Source organism: Microbacterium neungamense (assembly GCF_024971095.1).
GTDB lineage: Bacteria > Actinomycetota > Actinomycetes > Actinomycetales > Microbacteriaceae > Microbacterium > Microbacterium neungamense.
On record NZ_CP069717.1, the window covers coordinates 527,225 to 546,096 of the forward strand.

15 protein-coding genes are annotated in these 18,872 nt (G+C 71.4%); 12 read left to right on the top strand and 3 right to left on the bottom strand.

Translation table 11 applies throughout. The features are described 5' to 3' along the window. Nucleotides 1-32 precede the first annotated feature (32 nt). Entirely contained in the window at nucleotides 33-935 is a 903-nt protein-coding gene (gene sucD / locus JSY13_RS02530) for a succinate--CoA ligase subunit alpha (RefSeq protein ID WP_259607433.1), read from the top strand. Between the two features lie 230 nt (nucleotides 936-1,165). On the opposite strand, the gene JSY13_RS02535 is transcribed toward sucD, so the two are convergent. Continuing rightward, entirely contained in the window at nucleotides 1,166-1,738 is a 573-nt protein-coding gene (locus JSY13_RS02535; RefSeq protein WP_259607434.1) for a TetR/AcrR family transcriptional regulator, read from the bottom strand. A gap of 225 nt (nucleotides 1,739-1,963) precedes the next feature. Further along, complete coding sequence (locus JSY13_RS02540) at nucleotides 1,964-3,439, bottom strand: NCS2 family permease (protein WP_259607435.1); 1,476 nt, start codon at nucleotides 3,437-3,439, stop codon at nucleotides 1,964-1,966. Nucleotides 3,440-3,530: 91 nt separating this feature from the next. Between JSY13_RS02540 and JSY13_RS02545 the strand changes: the two genes are divergently transcribed. From JSY13_RS02545 to JSY13_RS02590, 10 genes are all read left to right on the top strand, one after another. Beyond that, the gene (locus JSY13_RS02545; protein WP_259607436.1) at nucleotides 3,531-4,799 is read left to right on the top strand and encodes a cell division protein PerM; all 1,269 of its coding nucleotides are present in this window, start codon (nucleotides 3,531-3,533) and stop codon (nucleotides 4,797-4,799) included. A 4-nt stretch (nucleotides 4,800-4,803) separates the two neighbouring features. Next, nucleotides 4,804-5,382 (top strand): phosphoribosylglycinamide formyltransferase, encoded by a 579-nt coding sequence (gene purN / locus JSY13_RS02550; RefSeq protein ID WP_259607437.1) that lies wholly within the window; start codon nucleotides 4,804-4,806, stop codon nucleotides 5,380-5,382. Between the two features lie 31 nt (nucleotides 5,383-5,413). After that, nucleotides 5,414-7,018, top strand: coding sequence for a bifunctional phosphoribosylaminoimidazolecarboxamide formyltransferase/IMP cyclohydrolase (gene purH / locus JSY13_RS02555; protein WP_259607438.1), 1,605 nt, complete (start codon nucleotides 5,414-5,416; stop codon nucleotides 7,016-7,018). A gap of 4 nt (nucleotides 7,019-7,022) precedes the next feature. Then, complete coding sequence (locus JSY13_RS02560; protein WP_259607439.1) at nucleotides 7,023-7,562, top strand: ATP-binding cassette domain-containing protein; 540 nt, start codon at nucleotides 7,023-7,025, stop codon at nucleotides 7,560-7,562. A gap of 172 nt (nucleotides 7,563-7,734) precedes the next feature. Further along, on the top strand, nucleotides 7,735-9,291 hold the full coding sequence (locus tag JSY13_RS02565) for a DNA-3-methyladenine glycosylase 2 family protein (protein WP_259607440.1): 1,557 nt from the start codon (nucleotides 7,735-7,737) through the stop codon (nucleotides 9,289-9,291). Next, entirely contained in the window at nucleotides 9,288-9,803 is a 516-nt protein-coding gene (locus tag JSY13_RS02570; protein ID WP_259607441.1) for a methylated-DNA--[protein]-cysteine S-methyltransferase, read from the top strand. Before JSY13_RS02565 ends, JSY13_RS02570 begins: the two co-directional genes overlap by 4 nt. Before the next feature lie 470 nt (nucleotides 9,804-10,273). Beyond that, the gene (locus JSY13_RS02575) at nucleotides 10,274-11,329 is read left to right on the top strand and encodes an IS110 family RNA-guided transposase (protein WP_432806392.1); all 1,056 of its coding nucleotides are present in this window, start codon (nucleotides 10,274-10,276) and stop codon (nucleotides 11,327-11,329) included. Between the two features lie 99 nt (nucleotides 11,330-11,428). Continuing rightward, nucleotides 11,429-13,378, top strand: coding sequence for an ABC transporter ATP-binding protein (locus JSY13_RS02580; protein ID WP_259607442.1), 1,950 nt, complete (start codon nucleotides 11,429-11,431; stop codon nucleotides 13,376-13,378). Then, nucleotides 13,375-15,183 carry an ABC transporter ATP-binding protein gene (locus tag JSY13_RS02585; protein WP_259607443.1) on the top strand — a complete coding sequence of 603 codons (1,809 nt, stop codon included), beginning with the start codon at nucleotides 13,375-13,377 and terminating at the stop codon, nucleotides 15,181-15,183. Before JSY13_RS02580 ends, JSY13_RS02585 begins: the two co-directional genes overlap by 4 nt. 66 nt (nucleotides 15,184-15,249) lie before the next feature. After that, nucleotides 15,250-15,987: a hypothetical protein gene (locus JSY13_RS02590; RefSeq protein ID WP_259607444.1), complete on the top strand. Its 738-nt coding sequence runs from the start codon at nucleotides 15,250-15,252 to the stop codon at nucleotides 15,985-15,987. Between the two features lie 71 nt (nucleotides 15,988-16,058). Here JSY13_RS02590 and JSY13_RS02595 read toward each other — a convergent pair whose 3' ends face one another. Next, nucleotides 16,059-16,517, bottom strand: coding sequence for a GNAT family N-acetyltransferase (locus JSY13_RS02595; protein ID WP_259607445.1), 459 nt, complete (start codon nucleotides 16,515-16,517; stop codon nucleotides 16,059-16,061). Between the two features lie 106 nt (nucleotides 16,518-16,623). On the opposite strand from JSY13_RS02595, the gene JSY13_RS02600 reads away from it, so the two are divergent. Next, nucleotides 16,624-18,843 (top strand): NADP-dependent isocitrate dehydrogenase, encoded by a 2,220-nt coding sequence (locus tag JSY13_RS02600; protein WP_259607446.1) that lies wholly within the window; start codon nucleotides 16,624-16,626, stop codon nucleotides 18,841-18,843. The last annotated feature ends 29 nt before the right edge of the window (nucleotides 18,844-18,872 follow it).

The following is an 18,872-nucleotide window of genomic DNA, read 5'->3' on the forward strand; positions in this document are numbered from 1 at the left end:
TCGGGCTCAGAGACCGAAACTGAGGAACAGATATGTCGATCTTCCTGAACAAGGACTCCAAGGTCATCGTGCAGGGCATCACCGGCGGTGAGGGCACCAAGCACACCGCGCTGATGCTGAAGGCGGGCACCAACATCGTGGGCGGCGTGAACGCCCGCAAGGCCGGCACCACGGTGCTGCACAAGGACGCCGACGGCAACCCGATCGAGCTGCCGGTGTTCGCCTCCGTCGCCGAGGCGATGGAGAAGACCGGCGCCGACGTGTCGATCGCCTTCGTGCCGCCGGCGTTCACCAAGGACGCCATGATCGAGGCCATCGACGCCGAGATCCCGCTGCTCGTCGTGATCACCGAGGGCGTGCCCGTCGGCGACACCGCGCAGGCCTGGGCGCACGCCAAGGAGAAGGGCAACAAGACTCGGATCATCGGCCCGAACTGCCCGGGCATCATCACGCCCGACGAGTCCCTCGTCGGCATCACCCCGGCGAACATCACCGGCAAGGGCCCGATCGGCCTGGTGTCGAAGTCGGGCACCCTGACCTACCAGATGATGTACGAACTGCGCGAGATCGGCTTCTCCACCGCCATCGGCATCGGCGGCGACCCGATCATCGGCACCACGCACATCGACGCGCTGGAGGCCTTCGAGGCCGACCCCGAGACCAAGGCGATCGTGATGATCGGCGAGATCGGCGGCGACGCCGAGGAGCGGGCGGCGGACTTCATCAAGGCCAACGTCACCAAGCCGGTCGTCGGCTACGTCGCGGGCTTCACCGCGCCGGAGGGCAAGACCATGGGTCACGCCGGTGCGATCGTGTCCGGCTCGGCCGGCACCGCGCAGGCGAAGAAGGAGGCCCTCGAGGCGGCGGGCGTGAAGGTCGGCAAGACCCCGTCCGAGACCGCCGCGCTGATGCGCGAGATCATCCAGGGTCTCTGACCCGAACGGCGAGGGCCCCGGACCGCACGGTCCGGGGCCCTCGCCGTTCCCGGGCACAGGCGCCGGCGTGGTACCGGTGCGTCCGGGGCGGGTTCTCGCGTTCGGGGCGGCGGAGAACCGCCCCGAACGCGAGAACCCGCCCCAAACCCGGGGGAAGACGGGGAGGACGGGGGAGGAAGGGGAGGAAAGGGAGGAAGGGGGAGGAGGGGGAGGAGGGGGAGAGGGGCCGGTCAGGGAGCGACGGCATCCAGCAGCCGGTCGAGGGCCTCGTGCGCGACACGTCGGGAGGCCGCGTGCCGGGGGCGCTCGGCCAGCCACAGAGCAGCCTCGTTCATCGCCCCCGAGAGCAGGGCGGTCAGCGCGCCGAGCGTCTCCTCCGGCGTGCCGGCGTCGGCGAGCGCCTCCCGGAGGTGCACCGCCGAGGCCTCGGCATCCGAACGCCGCCAGGCCTCCCAGCCGAGGACCGCGGGCGCGTCGACGAGCAGCACGCGCGCCCGGCCGTCCGCGGTGATGGCGTCCAGGAACGCATGGCTGCCGAGACGGAGTGCGGCGGCGGGTGGCGCATCGCCGGCGGCGGCGACCACGGCATCCGCCACCGACTGCTGCAGCTGGGCGACCACTGCGGCGAGCAGCCCGGCCTTCGAACCGTAGTGGTGGTAGACCGCGCCCCGGGTGACGGCAGCATCCGCGGCGATGTCGTCCATCGATGCCCCGGCGAACCCGTCGGCGGCGAACCGGTGAAGCGCGGCATCGAGAACCCGGCGGGCGGTCTCGGCGGCGTCGGCGGCGCTGGCGCGGGGCATCCGTGCTTCCTCTCCTGTTACGTACGTTGTGTATGTATTCTAGCACCGTGGATACAACGGCTGAGGGGCCGGAGGGAACGGCCGTCATGCGCCCGGGGCGCGTTCTCGCGTTCGGGGCGGCGCAGAACCGCCCCGAACGCGAGAATCCGCCCCAATCCCGGGGAGGTCGGGAAAGAACCCGGAAAGAACGGGGGGAGACGGAGACGAGGAGGGAAGGGGACGGGGTCAGAGCGCGGCGCCGAAGAGCTGCTCGATCGGCTCCCTGGCGAAGAAGATCACGAAGCCGGCGCCGACCACCCACAGCAGCGGGCTGACCTGCTTGCCGCGGCCGGAGAAGGCGTGGATGAGCACCCAGCTCACGAAGCCCGCCCCGATGCCGTTCGCGATCGAGTAGGTCATCGGCATCACGGTGACCGTGAGGAACACCGGCATCAGCACCCGGAAGTCGGCGAAGTCGATGTGACGGATCTGCGCCATCATCAGCGCGCCGACGATCACCAGCACCGCCGCCGCGATCTCGGTCGGCACGATCGAGGTCAGCGGGGTGAGGAACATCGCCAGCAGGAACATCACCCCGGTCACCACGTTCGCGAACCCCGTACGGGCGCCCTCGCCGATCCCGGCGCCGGACTCGATGAACACGGTGCTGGACGACGAGGAGGTCGCGCCGCCCGCGATCGCGCCGACGCCCTCCACGATCAGGGCCGACTTGATCCTCGGGAAGTCGCCGTTCGCATCCGCGAGGTCGGCCTCCTTCGCGAGCCCGGTCATCGTGCCCATCGCGTCGAAGAAGTTCGTGAACAGCAGGGTGAACACGATCATCACCAGGGCGACGGCGCTGACCCGGCCGAAGTCGAAGGTGAAGTCGACGGCGCCGATCAGGCTGAGATCGGGGATGCTCACCGGCGACCCGCTCAGCGCCGGGACCGTGAGCCCCCAGCCGCCGGGGTTCGCGATCTCGCCGTCGGCGCCGACCTTGGGGCCGAGGTGCCAGATCGCCTCGACGATCACGGCCAGGACGGTGCCGGCGACGAGGCCGATCAGCATGCCGCCCTTCACCCGCAGCGCGACGAGGATGCCGGTGATGATCAGGGTGATCACGAACAGCAGGCTCGGCACGGTGGCCACCGAGCCGTCGATGCCGAGGCCGACCGGCGGGGAGGAGGCGCCGGTGGCGGTGACGAACCCGGAGTTCACGAAGCCGATGAAGGCGATGAACAGGCCGATCCCGACCGTGATCGCGATCTTCAGCTGGAACGGCACGGCGTCGAAGATCAGCTTCCGCAGGCCGGTTGCCGCCAGCAGCACGATGATCGCGCCGTTGATCATCACCAGGGCCATCGCCTCCGGCCAGGTGACCTGACCGACGACGCTGAAGGCGAGGAACGCGTTGATCCCCAGGCCCGCGGCGAACGCGAAGGGCAGCCGGGTGATCACGCCGAACAGGATCGTCATCAGGCCGGCGGTGAGAGCGGTCGCGGCGCCGACGGCGCCGAACTCCAGCGCGTTCCCGGCGGCATCCGGTTTGCCGGAGAGGATGATCGGGTTCAGGATCACGATGTACGCCATCGTCACGAAGGTGACGAGTCCGCCGCGGATCTCGGCGCCGAACGTCGACCCGCGCCGGCTGATCTCGAAGAAGCGGTCGAGCGGGTTCTGCGGTTCGTGCGCGGTCCGCGGGCGGGCAGGGGCAGTCGTCATGGGGGAACCTCCGCAGAAAACCTATCGCGTCGCTCCCGGCGCGCGTGGCCGGGAGGGCGGGCACAGGGTGCCGTCGTAGGCTCGATGCGTCATGCAACGCCTCCTCGTCGCGCTCCTCGCCGCGCTCGACGCCGCCATCGCCGCGGCCGTCGGCGTGGCTGCGATGCTTGCACCGCTCACGGTGCTGTGGATGCTCGCCTTCGGCCTGTCCGCCGACTGGGGGTCCCTCTGGGGCACGAGCGCGGCACTCTGGCAGTTCGCACACGCGGTTCCGATGCAGGTCGTCATCCCCGACGACATCGTCGTCGCTGTCGGCATCCCGGCCGAGGCCGCGCGCTTCACGCTGTCGCTGCCGCCGCTCATCGTCCTGCTGTTCACGGTGCTCTTCGCCGCGCGCTCGGGACGCCGCGCGGCCGCCGCGGGGGCGTGGGGCGTCGGCGTCGCCGCCGGGGCGGCGGCGTTCACCGCGCTCGCCTCGGTCGTGGCCGTCACCGGACAGGCGGATGCCGTGCGCACCCCGCTCTGGGCGGCGATCCTCCTCCCCGCCGCCGCCTACCTGGCCGGTCTCCTCGCCGGCGCCGTGCGGCACGCCTGGTCGGAGGGGGACGGCGGGCTCGTCGACCGGGTGCACGACATCGTCGACGGCTGGGGGGATTGGGCACCCGTGCCGGCCGAGGCCGTGCGCGGCGCGGCGGTCGCGGTGGTGGCGCTCACCGGTGCCGGTGCGGTCGCGGTGGCGGTGGCGGTGGTCCTGCGCGGGGGTGAGGTGATCGCCCTGTTCGAGGCGGCGCGGGTGGACGTCCTCGGCGGTGCGATGCTGACGCTCGGGCACCTCGCCTACCTGCCGACGCTGATCGTGTGGGCCGTCGCCTGGCTGGCCGGACCCGGTTTCGCCGTGGGCGCCGGCACGTCGGTCTCGCCCGCCGGCACGCAGCTCGGCGTCGTCCCCGGGATCCCCGTACTGGGGCTGCTCCCGGAGCACTCCTCGATCTGGATGCTGGTCTGCCTGATCGTCCCGATCGGCGCCGGGGCGCTCGCGGGATGGATGATCCGCTCCCGGCTGGTGTGGGAGGGCGCCGCCGCCGGCCTCGGGCCGCGGGCGGCGATCGCCGTCGGCATCGCCGGGCTCACCGCGGGCGTCGCCGCGCTCGCCGCTGCGCTGGCATCCGGCTCGATCGGTCCCGGGCGGCTCGCCGAAGCGGGCCCCGCCGCGGGCCCCGTCGCCCTCGCGGTGGGCATCGAGGTGCTGATCGGGGCGGCGATCCTGCTGCTGTCGCCAAGGCACCGAGACGAGCTGGCCGAGGAGCGCACCGACCGTTGGAACGCGGAGATGTCGGGCCTCACCACCCCGGTAGACTGACCGGGTGCTGACGGTCGCCGTACTCATCTCGGGCACCGGCTCGAATCTCCGTGCCCTGCTCGAAGCCGCGAGTCACCCGGACTATCCCGCCCGGGTCATCGTGGTCGGCGCCGACCGCGACGCCGAGGGTCTCGCGCACGCCGAGGAGTTCGGCATCCCCAGCTTCACCGTGCCCTGGCATCTGCACGAGAGCCGCGAGCACTGGGGCGAGGAGCTGGGTCGCCAGCTCGACGTCTGGGCCCCCGACCTGGTGGTGCTCAGCGGTCTGATGCGGCTGCTGCCGGCATCCCTCGTCCACCGCTACGCGCCGAACATCATCAACACCCACCCGGCGTACCTGCCCGAGTTCCCCGGCGCCCACGCCGTGCGCGACGCGCTCGCGGCCGGCGTCCGCCAGACCGGCGCCAGCGTCATCGTGGTCGACGAGGGCGTCGACAGCGGACCCATCCTCGCCCAGGAGCGCGTCCCGGTGCTCCCCGGCGACACCGAGCACCAACTCCACGAGCGGATCAAGCCCGTCGAACGGCGGCTGCTGATCGACGTCGTCCGCCGCATCGCCACCGGCGAGCTCGTGCTGACCTGACCCGCACCGCCACGAAAGAAGGAGCACCCTCATGGCCGGTCCCCGCCAGGACCCCTCGCTGTACCGTCACCGCGACACGGTCCCGATCCGCCGCGCACTGGTGTCGGTGAGCGACAAGACCGGTCTGCGCGAGCTCGCGGATGCCCTGGCCGAGGCCGGGGTGGAGATCGTGTCCACCGGCTCGACCGCGGCGACGATCCGCGAGGCCGGGCACGAGGTGACCGACGTCTCGGCGGTCACCGGGTTCCCCGAGTCCCTCGACGGCCGCGTGAAGACGCTGCATCCGGCGGTGCACGCGGGCCTGCTCGCCGACCTGCGCCTCGAGGACCACGAGGGGCAGCTCGAGCACCTGGGCATCCAACCCTTCGAGCTCGTCGTGGTGAACCTGTACCCGTTCGTGGAGACCGTGGCCTCGGGCGCGCAGGGCGACGACGTCGTCGAGCAGATCGACATCGGGGGACCGGCGATGGTGCGTGCGGCGGCGAAGAACCACGCCAACGTCGCGATCGTCGTCTCGCCCGACTCGTACCCGTCGGTGATCGAGGCGCTGCGCGCCGGCGGCACCACGCTGACCCAGCGCCGGGAGCTCGCCGCCCGCGCCTTCGCGCACACCGCCGCGTACGACTCCGCCGTGGCGCAGTGGTTCGCGGAGGGCACCCTGGAGGAGGAGTCGCTGCCGACCCACCTCACCATCCAGGCCGAGCGGCTGGCCACGCTCCGGTACGGCGAGAACGCGCATCAGCGCGCCGCGATCTACACCCGTGCGGGCGGTCACGGCATCGCCCAGGCGACGCAGCTGCAGGGAAAGGAGATGTCCTACAACAACTACGTCGATGCGGATGCCGCGCTGCGCGCCGCCTACGACATGATCCTGCCCGCGGTCGCCATCATCAAGCACGCGAACCCCTGCGGCATCGCCACCACGGCCCCGAACGCGCTCGACCCCATCGCCAGCGCCCACCTGCGCGCGCACGAGTGCGACCCGGTCTCGGCGTACGGCGGCGTGATCGCCGCGAACGGCACCGTCACCCTGAAGATGGCGGAGAACCTGAAGGACATCTTCACCGAGGTCATCGTCGCCCCCGACTTCGAGCCGGCAGCCCTCGAGGTGTTCCGCGCGAAGAAGAACCTGCGGCTGTTGAAGCTGCCGGCGGACTGGCAGCAGGAGCGCATGGACGTGCGGCTCGTCTCCGGCGGTCTGCTGCTGCAGAACGCCGACCGCTTCCCGGACGACATCGCCTCGGTCGCCAAGGACTGGAAGCTCGTCTCCGGCGAGCAGCCCGACGAGGCGGAGATGGAGAACCTCATCTTCGCGTGGAAGGCGTGCCGCGCGGTGAAGTCGAACGGCATCGTGCTCGCCAAGGGCAACGCGACCGTCGGCGTCGGCATGGGCCAGGTCAACCGGGTCGACTCGTGCCGCCTCGCGGTGGAGCGGGCGGGTGACCGCGCTGCGGGCTCGGTCGCCGCATCCGACGCGTTCTTCCCGTTCGCGGACGGCCCGCAGGTGCTCATCGACGCCGGCGTGACCGCGATCGTGCAGACCGGCGGCTCGGTGCGCGACGACGAGGTCATCGACGCCGCGCGCAAGGCCGGCGTGACGATGTTCTTCACCGGGGAGCGCCACTTCTTCCACTGACCCCGTGTTCCAGGATCCGTACTCCTCGCTGAACGGCCGTCAGCGCATCGTGGACATCATCGCGGCATCCGTGGCGCTGCACGCGACGGCGTCGCAGGGCGCCAGGTCGCACCGCGCGACCGCGCAGCGGATCCTGGAGAGCGTGGGGCTGGGGGAACGGTTCTGGCAGAAGTTCCCGTACCAGCTGTCCGGCGGGCAGCGTCAGCGGGTGGCGATCGCGCGGGCGCTCGCCGCGGATCCCGAGGTCATCGTCCTCGACGAGGCGGTCGCGGCGCTGGACGTGTCGATCCAGGCGCAGATCCTGAATCTGCTCAGCGACATCAGGGCGGAGAGGAAGGTCAGCTACCTGTTCATCTCGCACGACCTCGCGGTGGTGAACCAGATCTCCGACCGGATGATCGTGATGGAGCAGGGCCGGGTGGTGGATGCCGGGGTGACCGCCGAGATCCTCGCCGAGCCCGTGCATCCGTACACGCGCGCGCTGCGCGCCGCGGTGCCGCGCGCCGGATGGAAGCCGGTGCGCCGGGAACGCCTCGCAGGCTGACCGCCCTCCTTCCTGAGCGTTTGGGGCGGATTCTCGACTTTGGGGCGGCGGAGCGCCGCCCCAAAGTCGAGAATCCGCCCCAAACCCGGGGAGGGGACGGGGGAAGGGGGAGGGGCACCGTGATGTCCGATTTCCGCCAGCCGGATGCCCGGGGGCGTGACAGAGTGGAGGCATGAGCCTCCCGGTGATGACCTTCGACGAGCGGTATCGCGCCATCAGCGCGCGCGACACCCGCTTCGACGGGCAGTTCGTCACCGCCGTGCGCTCCACCGGCATCTACTGCCGTCCCAGCTGCCCGGCACGCACGCCGAAGCCGGAGAACGTGACCTTCTACCCGACCAGCGCCGCCGCGCACGAGGCGGGCTACCGCGCCTGCAAGCGCTGCCTGCCCGAGGCCGCGCCGGGCTCGCCGGAGTGGAACGTCCGCGGTGATGTGGCCGCCCGCGCCATGCGGCTGATCGCGGCCGGCATCGTGGAACGCGAGGGCGTCCCCGGTCTCGCCGCCCGGCTGGGATACTCCTCCCGCCACCTCACCCGGCTGCTCACCGCCGAACTCGGGGCCGGCCCGCTCGCCCTCGCCCGTGCGCATCGCGCGCACAGCGCCCGGATGCTGCTGGTGGGCACCGACATGCCGATCTCGGAGGTGGCCTTCTCGGCCGGCTTCACCAGCATCCGGCAGTGCAACGACACCATCCGCGAGGTGTTCGGGATGACCCCGGGCGACCTGCGCGCCCGCCGTCCCCGGGACGCGGCCGGGCACGATCCCGTCCCCGGGGTGATCGACCTGCTCCTGCCGCACCGCCCGCCGCTGGACGCCGCCGGCGTGTTCGCCTGGATGGCCGCGCGTGCGCTGCCCGGCGTGGAGAGCGCCGGCGAGCGCTCCTTCGCCCGTCACCTGCGGATGCCCGGCGGCCCCGCCTGGTTCGAGGTCGCCCGGGACGAGCGCCACCGGCTCCGGCTGCGCGCCCGCGTCACCCGCCTCGGAGATCTCGCACCGCTGGTCGCCACCGCCCGCCGGCTGTTCGACCTGGATGCCGACCCGGTCGCCATCGACGAGGCGCTCTCGGCGGAGCCGGCGCTGGCCCCGCTGGTGGCGCGCACGCCCGGCATCCGGGTGCCGGGAGCGGCGGACCCGCACGAGATGCTGATCCGCGCCATGGTCGGTCAGCAGATCACCGTCGTGGCCGCGCGCAGCGCCCTCACCGCGCTCGTCGAGGCGCTGGGCGAGCGGGTCGGCGACACCACCGGGCCCGCTGATGCGGCCGCACCGGCAGCGACCCCGGACTCCGGCATCCTGTTCCCGACCATGGCCGCGATCGCCGAGCACGGGGCATCCGTGCTGCGCGGACCCGCCGCCCGCATCCGCGCCATCACCGGCGCCGCCGCCGCGCTCGCCGCGGGAGAGCTCGTCCTCACCGTCGGAGACGACGCGGCCGCGCAGCGCGCCGCACTGCTGGCGATGCCCGGGATCGGGCCGTGGACCGCCGACTACGTGCGGATGCGCGTGCTCGGCGACCCCGACGTCCTGCTCCCCGGGGACGTCGCCGTGCGGGCCGGCGCGGCGGCCACCGGCCTCCCCGCCGACCCGGCCGGGCTCGCGGCCTGGGCCGAGCGCACGGCGCCCTGGCGCAGCTACCTCACCGCGCATCTGTGGCGCTCGGCGCCCGCGAAGCGCACCCCTCGATCCTCCGCGGCCGCCGCCGCCGCGCTCACGAAGGAGCCCTCATGACCGCCATCGACCAGGCCGTCCTGCAGACCATCGCCACCCCGGACGGGCCGTTCACGATCCTCGCCGACGCCCGGCAGCGCGTGCTCGCCTCGGGATGGACCGACTCGCGGGACGCGATCCTCGCCCGGCTCGCCCCCGCACGGCGTCCCGCCGGCATCCGCGACGGGGAGACGGATGCCGCGGCCGCGGCCCTCGCGTTCTACGACGGCGACCTCACCGCGATCGACGCGGTGCCGGTCGTGCAGCACGGCACGGACATGCAGCGCACCGGATGGGACGCGCTGCGCCGGATCGCCCCCGGCGCCCCGCTCACCTACACCGAGTTCGCGATCGCGCTGGGCAGCCCCCGGGCGGTCCGGGCCGCGGCATCCGTGTGCGCGCGCAACGCCGCCGCGCTGTTCGTGCCGTGCCACCGCGTGCTGCGCGGCGACGGCACGATGGGCGGCTTCGCGTGGGGGCTCGAGGTGAAGCGGAGCCTGCTGGACCGTGAGGCCGCCCGCGTCCTGGCCTGAGGCACCGACGGCCGGCGGGCGCGGTCGCCCGGGGTCGCCGGGCGGCACTGTCAGGCGCACGGGAAGCGCTGACCGGAAACCGGAATACCGCTTGCCCTCGGTCGGTTGCCCGCAATAGGCTGGTGGGCTGTCGCGCCGACCGGCCGATGAAGCCGAGCCTGAGGGGGACACCATGACCACGACGATCGTCACTCCGTTCTTCGCCCCGGGCTCGCGCGCGGTGCTCCCGCGCGACTGACAGTGATGATGGTGGTGGGAGCCCCGCAGCGGTTGTCCTGACTCAGCGACTGACTGACTACGGGTCTTGAACGCGATCTGTCGTTCGATCGCTGCGGGGCTGCCATGCACTCACCGTGCGAGGGTTGTGACCTCATAGGAGCCTGTGCCAGCAGGCACCCATCACTGTCTTGTCCGCTCGCTCTCGGATGGTGCGTGCCGTCCGATCGGAGAGTTGAGAGGAAGGGACGGCGATGACCACCATCGCACGAGAAGAGCAGCAGGACCAGGTCATGATCGTGGCGGGTATCGACACGCATGGCGATTCCCACACCGCGGCGGTCATCGACACCACCGGCCGGCTGCTCGGGAGCGCGCAGTTCCCCGCGAATCGTTCCGGTTATGCCGCGTTGCTGAGTTGGGCGTGTGCGTTCGGTGTGCTCGTGATCGCGGGGATCGAGGGCACCGGCGCATACGGTGCCGGTCTTGCCCGTCACCTGCGCGCTGCGGGTGTCGAGCTGCGGGAAGTGGACCGACCGGACCGGAAGTCGCGGCGCTTTGCCGGTAAGTCCGACCCGCTGGACGCGGAAGCTGCCGCCCGGGCAGCGTTGGCAGGCACACGATCGGGGATCCCGAAGGACCGAGCAGGGAAGGTGGAAGCGCTCCGCAATCTGCGGATCGCCAGGCGCAGCGCCGTGACCCAGCGCGCCGACTGTCAACGCCGGATGAAGGCGATCATCGTCACCGCACCCGACGCGCTCCGCGAACGGTTGCGGGGGCTGTCAGACCGGGAGCTGATCGAGGTATGTGCCGCTGCACGTCCCGACACCACACGCGCCGACGAACCCGAGCAGGCATCGAAGATCGCGCTGCGCGCTCTCGCACGCCGCCACCAGTCGCTGACCGCCGAGATCGCCGAACTCGACGCACTCATCGACCCTCTCGTCGCGGACATCAACCCGCGGCTGCTCGCCCTCAACGGGGTCGGCGCCGATGTCGCCGGGCAACTGCTCGTCACCGCTGGCGAGAACCCCGGCCGGCTCCGTTCCGAAGCCGCATTCGCGATGCTCTGCGGCGTCGCGCCCATCCCCGCCTCATCAGGCAAAACCCACCGACACCGCCTCAACCGCGGCGGCGACCGCCACGCGAACGCCGCGCTCTACCGCATCGTGCTCTGCCGGCTCCGCTGGGATCCCAGAACCCGCGCTTACGCCGCCCGACGCACCACCGAGGGCCTCTCGAAGAAGGACATCATCCGCTGCCTCAAACGCCTCATCGCCCGCGAGATCTACACCGCCCTCACCACTTGACATCCATAGGAGCATCGTCGCCCCCGCCGCTCGCTCCGGATGCCACCGGCATCCGCTCTTCGTCTTCTTCGCCGTCCGCTCGCCACGCCTCTGAGAGTCATGACCTCCACTTCGTCGTCGTCCCTGTCCACCGTCGCCGCACTCTGGCGGCTCAAGCCCTTCGTCGCCCCGATCGTCAGCCGCCTCATCGGCGGTGCGCTCAGCGCGCTCGCCGCCGCGGTGATCGCGCTGCTGATCCCCATCGCGCTCGAGCAGATCGTTCGCGGCCCCCTGCAGACCGGGGTAGTCGGGGCGATCGCCGTCGGGGCGCTCGCGGTGTTCGCCCTCGCCCTCGGCGAGGCGGCCATGGTGTGGCTGCGGCGCTGGTTCGTGCTCACCCCGGCCACCGAGGTCGAGTACCGGATGCGATCCGACCTGTACGCGCGGCTGCAGACGCTGCCGGTCGCGTTCCACGACCGGTGGCAGTCCGGTCAGCTGCTCAGCCGCATGATGCAGGACATCAACCTGATCCGCCGTTGGCTGGCGTTCGGGCTGATCCTTCTGGTGGTGAACGTGCTGACGATCATCATCGGCGCGGTGATGCTGTTCCAGTGGCACTGGCTGCTGGGCGCGATCTTCCTCGTCACCGGCGTGCCGATGTGGATCCAGGGCTACCTGTTCGAGAAGCGGTACGGCCAGCTCACCCGGCGCAGCCAGGACCAGGCCGGCGACCTCGCCACCAGCGTCGAGGAGAGCGTGCACGGCATCCGCGTGCTGAAGGCGTTCGGGCGCGGCAAGCACGCCCTGAGCCGTTTCAGCCGCCAGGCCGAGACGCTGCGGGAGACCGAGCTGAGCAAGGCCCGCGCGGTCGGCGAGATCTGGTTCTGGCTCGACCTGATGCCGCAGATCGCCTTCGGGCTCAGCCTCATCGCCGGCATCTGGCTGATCGCGCAGGGGGCGATCGAGCTGCCGCAGCTGTTCGCCTTCTTCGCGATGGCCACCGTGCTGCGCTGGCCGATCGAGTCGATCGGGTTCCTGTTCTCGTTCATGCTCGACGCACGCACGGCCACCGACCGCGTGTTCGAGATCTTCGAGGCGACGAACACCATCACCGATCCGGAGCACCCGGTGCGCATCGCCGAGCCGCGCGGCGAGCTGGCGTTCGAGGACGTGCACTTCCGCTACCAGGACGCCGGTGCCTCCGAGCGCGACCTGCTCGACGGCATCGACCTGGTGCTGCGTCCGGGGGAGACCATGGCGCTGGTCGGGCTGACCGGCTCCGGGAAGACCACCCTGACGACGCTGCCGGCACGGCTGTACGACGTCACCGGCGGGCGGGTCACGCTCGACGGCGTGGACGTGCGCGACCTGGAGTTGTCCGAGCTGCGCCGGCACATCGCCATGGCCTTCGAGGACGCCACGCTGTTCTCGGCATCCGTCCGCGAGAACGTCCTGCTGGGACGCGCCGACCTCGACCTGCACAGCCCCGAGGCCGACCGGGTGCTCGCCGAGGCGCTCGAGGTCGCGCAGGCCGGGTTCGTGGAGTCGCTGCCCGAGGGCGTCGAGACCATCATCGGCGAGGAGGGGCTCAGCCTGTCCGGCGGGCAGCGGCAGCGTCTCGCGCTCGCCCGCGCGGTCGCCGCGAAGCCGAAGGTGCTCGTGCTCGACGACCCGCTGTCCGCGCTCGACGTCGACACCGAGGCGCTCGTCGAGGAGGCGCTGCGGCACGTGCTCGCCGATACGACGGCGCTCGTCGTCGCGCACCGGCCGTCGACCGTGGCGCTCGCCGACCGCGTCGCGCTGCTGGAGCGCGGGCGGATCACCGCGGTGGGGACGCACGCGGAGCTGCTGCGCTCCAGCGCCCACTACCGGCACGTGATCTCCAGCCTGGAGGCGGAGGAGGCGGCGCGGACGGGGTCGATCCCGGTCGTGTCCGCGAGCGGGGACGCTCCGAAGGGCTCAGCATCCGCGGGGGAGGACGCTTCGACGGGCTCAGCGTCCGCGGGGGAGGACGCTTCGACGGGCTCAGCGTCCGCGGCATCCGACATCGAAGAGGAGGTGCAGGCATGACCATCTCCGGAACCCAGGGCGAGGACCGCTCGAACTACACCAGGGAGGAGAGCCGCGCGATCCGGGCGCGCTCGCTGCGCCTGCTCGGATCGCTCATCCGCCCGCTGCGGCTGCGCATCGTCGCGGCGGCCGTCGTGCTGGTGGTCTCCACCGCGCTGCAGGTGTCGGGGCCGATCCTCATCGGCGTCGCGCTGGACCGGGCGCTGCCGCTCGTGCTCGAGAACACCGACTGGACGCCGGCGCTCGTGCTCACCGTCGCCTACCTGTTCGCCGGGATCACCGGATCGGCGCTGATCGGCTGGTACGTCGTGCTCGCCGCCCGCATCACCCAGGCGGTGCTTCTCGACCTGCGCAAGCGGATCTTCCTGCACACCCAGCGGCTCAGCCTCGAGTTCCACGAGTCGTACACGTCCGGGCGGATCATCTCCCGCCAGACCAGCGACCTGGACTCGATCCGCGAACTGCTCGACGGCGGCCTGAACAACCTCGTCTCCGGTGTGCTGTTCGGCGTGTTCACGTTCATCGCCCTGGTGATCGCGGACTGGCAGTCCGGCGTGATCCTCGCGATCGGCGGCATCCCGCTGCTCCTGCTGATGCGCTGGTTCTACACCCGCTCACAGGTGGTGTACCGCGAATCGCGCGTGATCAGCGCGAAGGTGATCGTGCAGTTCGTGGAGACGATGACCGGCATCCGCGCGGTGAAGTCGTTCCGCAAGGAGCCGCGCAACGACGCGACCTTCCGCACGCTCGCCGGCGACTACCGCGACGTGAACCGGCGCTCGATGCTGCTGTACGGCACGTTCGAGCCCGGGCTGATGGGGATCGCGGCGCTCACCCTCGCCCTGGTGGTGCTGTGGGGCGGCATCCGCGTCTCCACCGGCGCCCTGGGCGTCGGCGTGCTGCTGTCGGCGGTGCTGTACGTACGCAACTTCTTCGCGCCGATGCAGGAGATCGCGATGTTCCTGAACTCGTACCAGTCCGCGACCGCGGCGCTGGAGAAGGTGTCCGGCGTGCTCGAGGAGCAGCCCACGGTGCCCGACCCGGAGAAGCCGGTCGACCTGTGGGAGTCGCGCGGCGCGATCCGCTTCGAGGGCGTCACGTTCGGGTACAACGGCGAGAAGACGGTGCTGCCGAACTTCTCGCTGGACATTCCGGCCGGGCAGACCGTCGCGCTGGTCGGCACCACCGGCGCCGGGAAGTCCACGCTCGCGAAGCTGGTGTCGCGGTTCTACGACCCGACCGAGGGGCGGGTCACGCTCGACGGCGTCGACCTGCGGATGCTGCACCCGAAGGATCTGCGCCGGGCGATCGTGATGGTCACCCAGGAGGCGTATCTGTTCAGCGGGACGGTCGCGGACAACATCGCGCTCGGCAAGCCGGACGCGACCCTGGACGAGATCCGCGCCGCCGCCCGCGCGGTCGGCGCCGACGAGTTCATCTCGTCTCTGCCGGACGGCTATAACACCGACGTGAACAAGCGCGGCGGGCGCGTGTCGGCCGGGCAGCGGCAGCTGATCTCCTTCGCGCGGGCGTTCCTCGCCGATCCGGCCGTGCTGATCCTCGACGAGGCCACGGCGTCGCTGGACATCCCGTCCGAGCGGCTCATCCAGGAGGCGCTGCAGACGCTGCTCGCCGACCGCACCGCGATCATCATCGCGCACCGCCTGTCGACGGTCGCGATCGCCGACCGGGTGCTGGTGATGGAGCACGGCCGCATCATCGAGGACGACACCCCGCAGGCGCTGATCGGCGGCACCGGCAAGTTCGCCCAGCTGCACGCGGCCTGGCAGGAGACGCTGGTCTAGGTCGCGACGGCGGCGGGAGGCCGGATGCCGCGGCCGGCGCCGACGCCGCGTGGTTAGCATGAGGGGGTGGACCCGTTCCTGCTCGCAGAGCTCTGGTGGATCGCGCCGGCGGCGGCCGGGGCGACCGGGCTGGGCGTCGCGGGGATGCGGTACCGAGGGCGGCAGCGGCGGATCGCCGTGGACGCGGCGCGCAGCGATCTCGTGGCGGCGCGGCGGGACGCGGCGGCCGCGGATGCCGGACTGCGGCTGGCGCGGGCCCGCCTCGATCGGGCCGTGGCGGAGCGGGCCGGAGCCGGTGAGCTGGCGCAGGCACGCGCGGGTGTGCGCGACGCCGAGGACAGATGCCGGTCGGCGGCCGCCCAGGTGCGCGTGCGGCGGGCCCAGCTGCGCGCCGCACGGGCGGAGTACGCGGCGAAGACCGACCCGGTGGCCCGGGTGCGCGACGCCCATGACGCGGTGCTGGCCCGCTGGATGGAGTACGAGACCGACCCGGCCCGCCTGATCGCCTTCCCGCGGATGAGCGACGGACGAGCCCCCGAGATGGCCGCCTTCCACGCGGCGCGGGCGCGAGCGGCGGATGCCCGGCCGGATGCCGGCGCGAAGCGCCTCACTCCCGCCGGGTTCGCCGCGTACCGCGACGCGGTGGAGGACCTGGAACGCGCGTTCGCGGCGGCGGAGCAGGCGTCCGGCGCGGCACCCCCGGTTCGTCCGGCCTGGCAGGACGCCGCGCAGCACGCGATCGAGCGCGGCGCGGGTGCGCTGCGGATCGCGGCCGATGCGTGGGTGAGACGTCGGCGCAGCTGACCCGGCGGCGTCGCCGAGGAGGGGGCGACGGGGTCTCGGTGGGGGAGGGGATCCGAGGCCCCGCCGCCGGTCTAGTCCGTGAGCCGGATCTCGGCGATGACCTCGCCGTACTCGGTCTCACCGACCGGCTCAAAGCCCACCCGGCGGAAGAACGCCTCGGGGCCTCCCTCGCCGGCCTCGTAGATCACGTTGACGTGGTCGACGCCGCGCCGGCGCGCCTCGTCGAGGAGGGCCTCGACGGCGAAGCGTCCGATGCCGCGACCCTGGTCGTCGGCGTCCACGTTGATGCGCCAGAGGACGTTGCGGAAGTACTCCTCCGGGGCATCCGCATCGAAGCTCGCACTGATGAAGCCGACCACCTCATCGCCGTCGAGCACCACGCGCTGCCAGGAGGTGCGCGGATTGATCACGGTGGCGGCGATCCCGTACGACACGGGCGCGAGGAACTGCTCCTGCCCCGGCTTCAGCGACAGGTTGTTGACGGCGACGATCGTCGCCGCGGACAGTTCTTCCACGCGCAGTTTCGACATGGACCCAGGCTAATGCCTCGCCGCCGGTTCGCGGCAGTGGCCGAGACACGCGAGGTCATCCGGGTATCTTGGTATCGAGATAAAAGCCCTCGCGAACGGAGTTCCGGTGACCGACGACGCCATCATCTACACCTACACAGACGAGGCGCCGGCGCTGGCGACCGCCTCCTTCCTCCCGATCATCCAGGCCTACACCGGTCAGGCGGGAGTAGAGGTGGAGACGCGGGACATCTCCCTGGCGGGGCGCATCCTCGCCGCGTTCCCGCAGAAGCTCACCCCGGAGCAGCAGGTCGGCGACGCGCTGGCCGAGCTCGGCGGACTCGCCACGCTGCCGCAGGCCAACATCATCAAACTGCCCAACATCTCCGCCTCCATCCCGCAGCTCAAGGCCGCGATCGCCGAGCTGCAGGAGAAGGGCTACGACATCCCCGATTTCCCCGACGAGCCGCAGACGCTCGAGGAGAAGGACATCCGCGCGCGCTACGACCGCATCAAGGGCTCCGCGGTCAACCCGGTGCTGCGTGAGGGCAACAGCGACCGCCGCGCCCCGCTCGCGGTGAAGAACTACGCCAAGAAGCATCCGCACCGCAACAAGCCGTTCGCGCCGGGCTCGAAGACCCGCGTGGCGACCATGGGGCACGACGACTTCCGCTCCAACGAGAAGTCCTGGGTCGCCGCCCACGACGACGTGCTCAGCATCCGTCACATCGCCGAGGACGGCACCGTCACCGTGCTCAAAGAGGGCCTGAAGGTCCTGCCACGCGAGATCATCGACGCGACCTTCATGTCCGCGGCGCACCTGGACGAGTTCCTGGCCGAGACGCTCGAGGCGGCGAAGAACGACGACGTGCTGTACTCCGTGCACCTCAAGGCCACCATGATGAAGGTCAGCGACCCGATCATCTTCGGGCACGTGGTCAAGGCCTTCTTCAAGGACGTCTTCGCGCAGTACGGCGAGCAGCTCGACGAGGCCGGGCTCAGCCCGAACGACGGCCTGGGGTCGATCCTGGCCGGGCTGAAGGACATCGCCGGCGGGGACGAGATCGCAGCCGCCTTCGAGCGCGCCATGGACGAGGGCCCGCGCCTGTCGTACGTGAACTCCGACAAGGGCATCACCAACCTGCACGTGCCCAGCGACGTGATCGTGGACGCCTCGATGCCCGCGCTGGTGCGCAACGGCGGCAAGCTGTGGGGCAAGGACGGCGGCGAGGACGACACCATCGCGGTGATCCCCGACTCCTCCTACGCGGGCGTCTACCAGGCCGTGATCGACGACGTGATCGCGAACGGCCCGCTCGACCCGGCCACCATCGGCACCGTGCCGAACGTCGGCCTGATGGCGCAGGCGGCCGAGGAGTACGGCAGCCACGACAAGACCTTCGAGATCGCATCCGACGGCGTGGTGCAGATCCTCGACCGCGAGGGCGCCGTGCTCATCGAGCACCACGTCCGCACCGGCGACATCTGGCGCGCCACGCAGACGAAGCACATCGCGGTGATGGACTGGGTGAAGCTCGCCGTCACCCGCGCCCGCGCGACCGGCGCTCCGGCGGTGTTCTGGCTCGACGCGAACCGGTCGCACGATGCGCAGATCATCGCCAAGGTGCACCAGGGCCTCGCGCTGCTGGACACCCAGGGCGTGACCATCACGATCCTCGCCCCCGAGGAGGCCACCCGCTACACGCTCGCGCGGATGCGTCACGGCCTGGACACCATCTCGGTGACCGGCAACGTGCTGCGCGACTACCTCACCGACCTGTTCCCGATCCTCGAGGTCGGCACGTCGGCGAAGATGCTGAGCATCGTCCCGCTGCTCGCCGGCGGAGGCCTGTTCGAGACGGGCGCGGGCGGTTCCGCGCCGAAGCACGTGCAGCAGCTGGTCGCCGAGAACTACCTGCGCTGGGACTCGCTGGGCGAGTTCTTCGCCCTCGCGGCCTCGCTCGAGCACTTCGCCGACCACACCGGCAACGCCAAGGCGCGCGTGCTCGCGGAGACGCTCGATGCCGCCACCGAGACCTTCCTCGAGGAGGACCGCTCGCCCGGCCGCGCCCTCGGCACGATCGACAACCGCGGCAGCCACTTCTACCTCGCCCTGTACTGGGCGCAGGAGCTGGCGACGCAGACCGCGGATGCCGAGCTCGCCGCCGCGTTCGCCCCGGTCGCCGAGGAGCTGGCCGCCAAGGAGCAGCAGATCGTGGGCGAGCTGAACGCGGTGCAGGGCTCGCCCGCCGACATCGGCGGCTACTATCGCCCGGATGCCGAGAAGGTGGACGCCGTGATGCGGCCGTCCGCCACGCTGAACGCCATCATCGACGCTCTGCGCTGACATCGACAAAGGAGGGGCGGATGCCGACG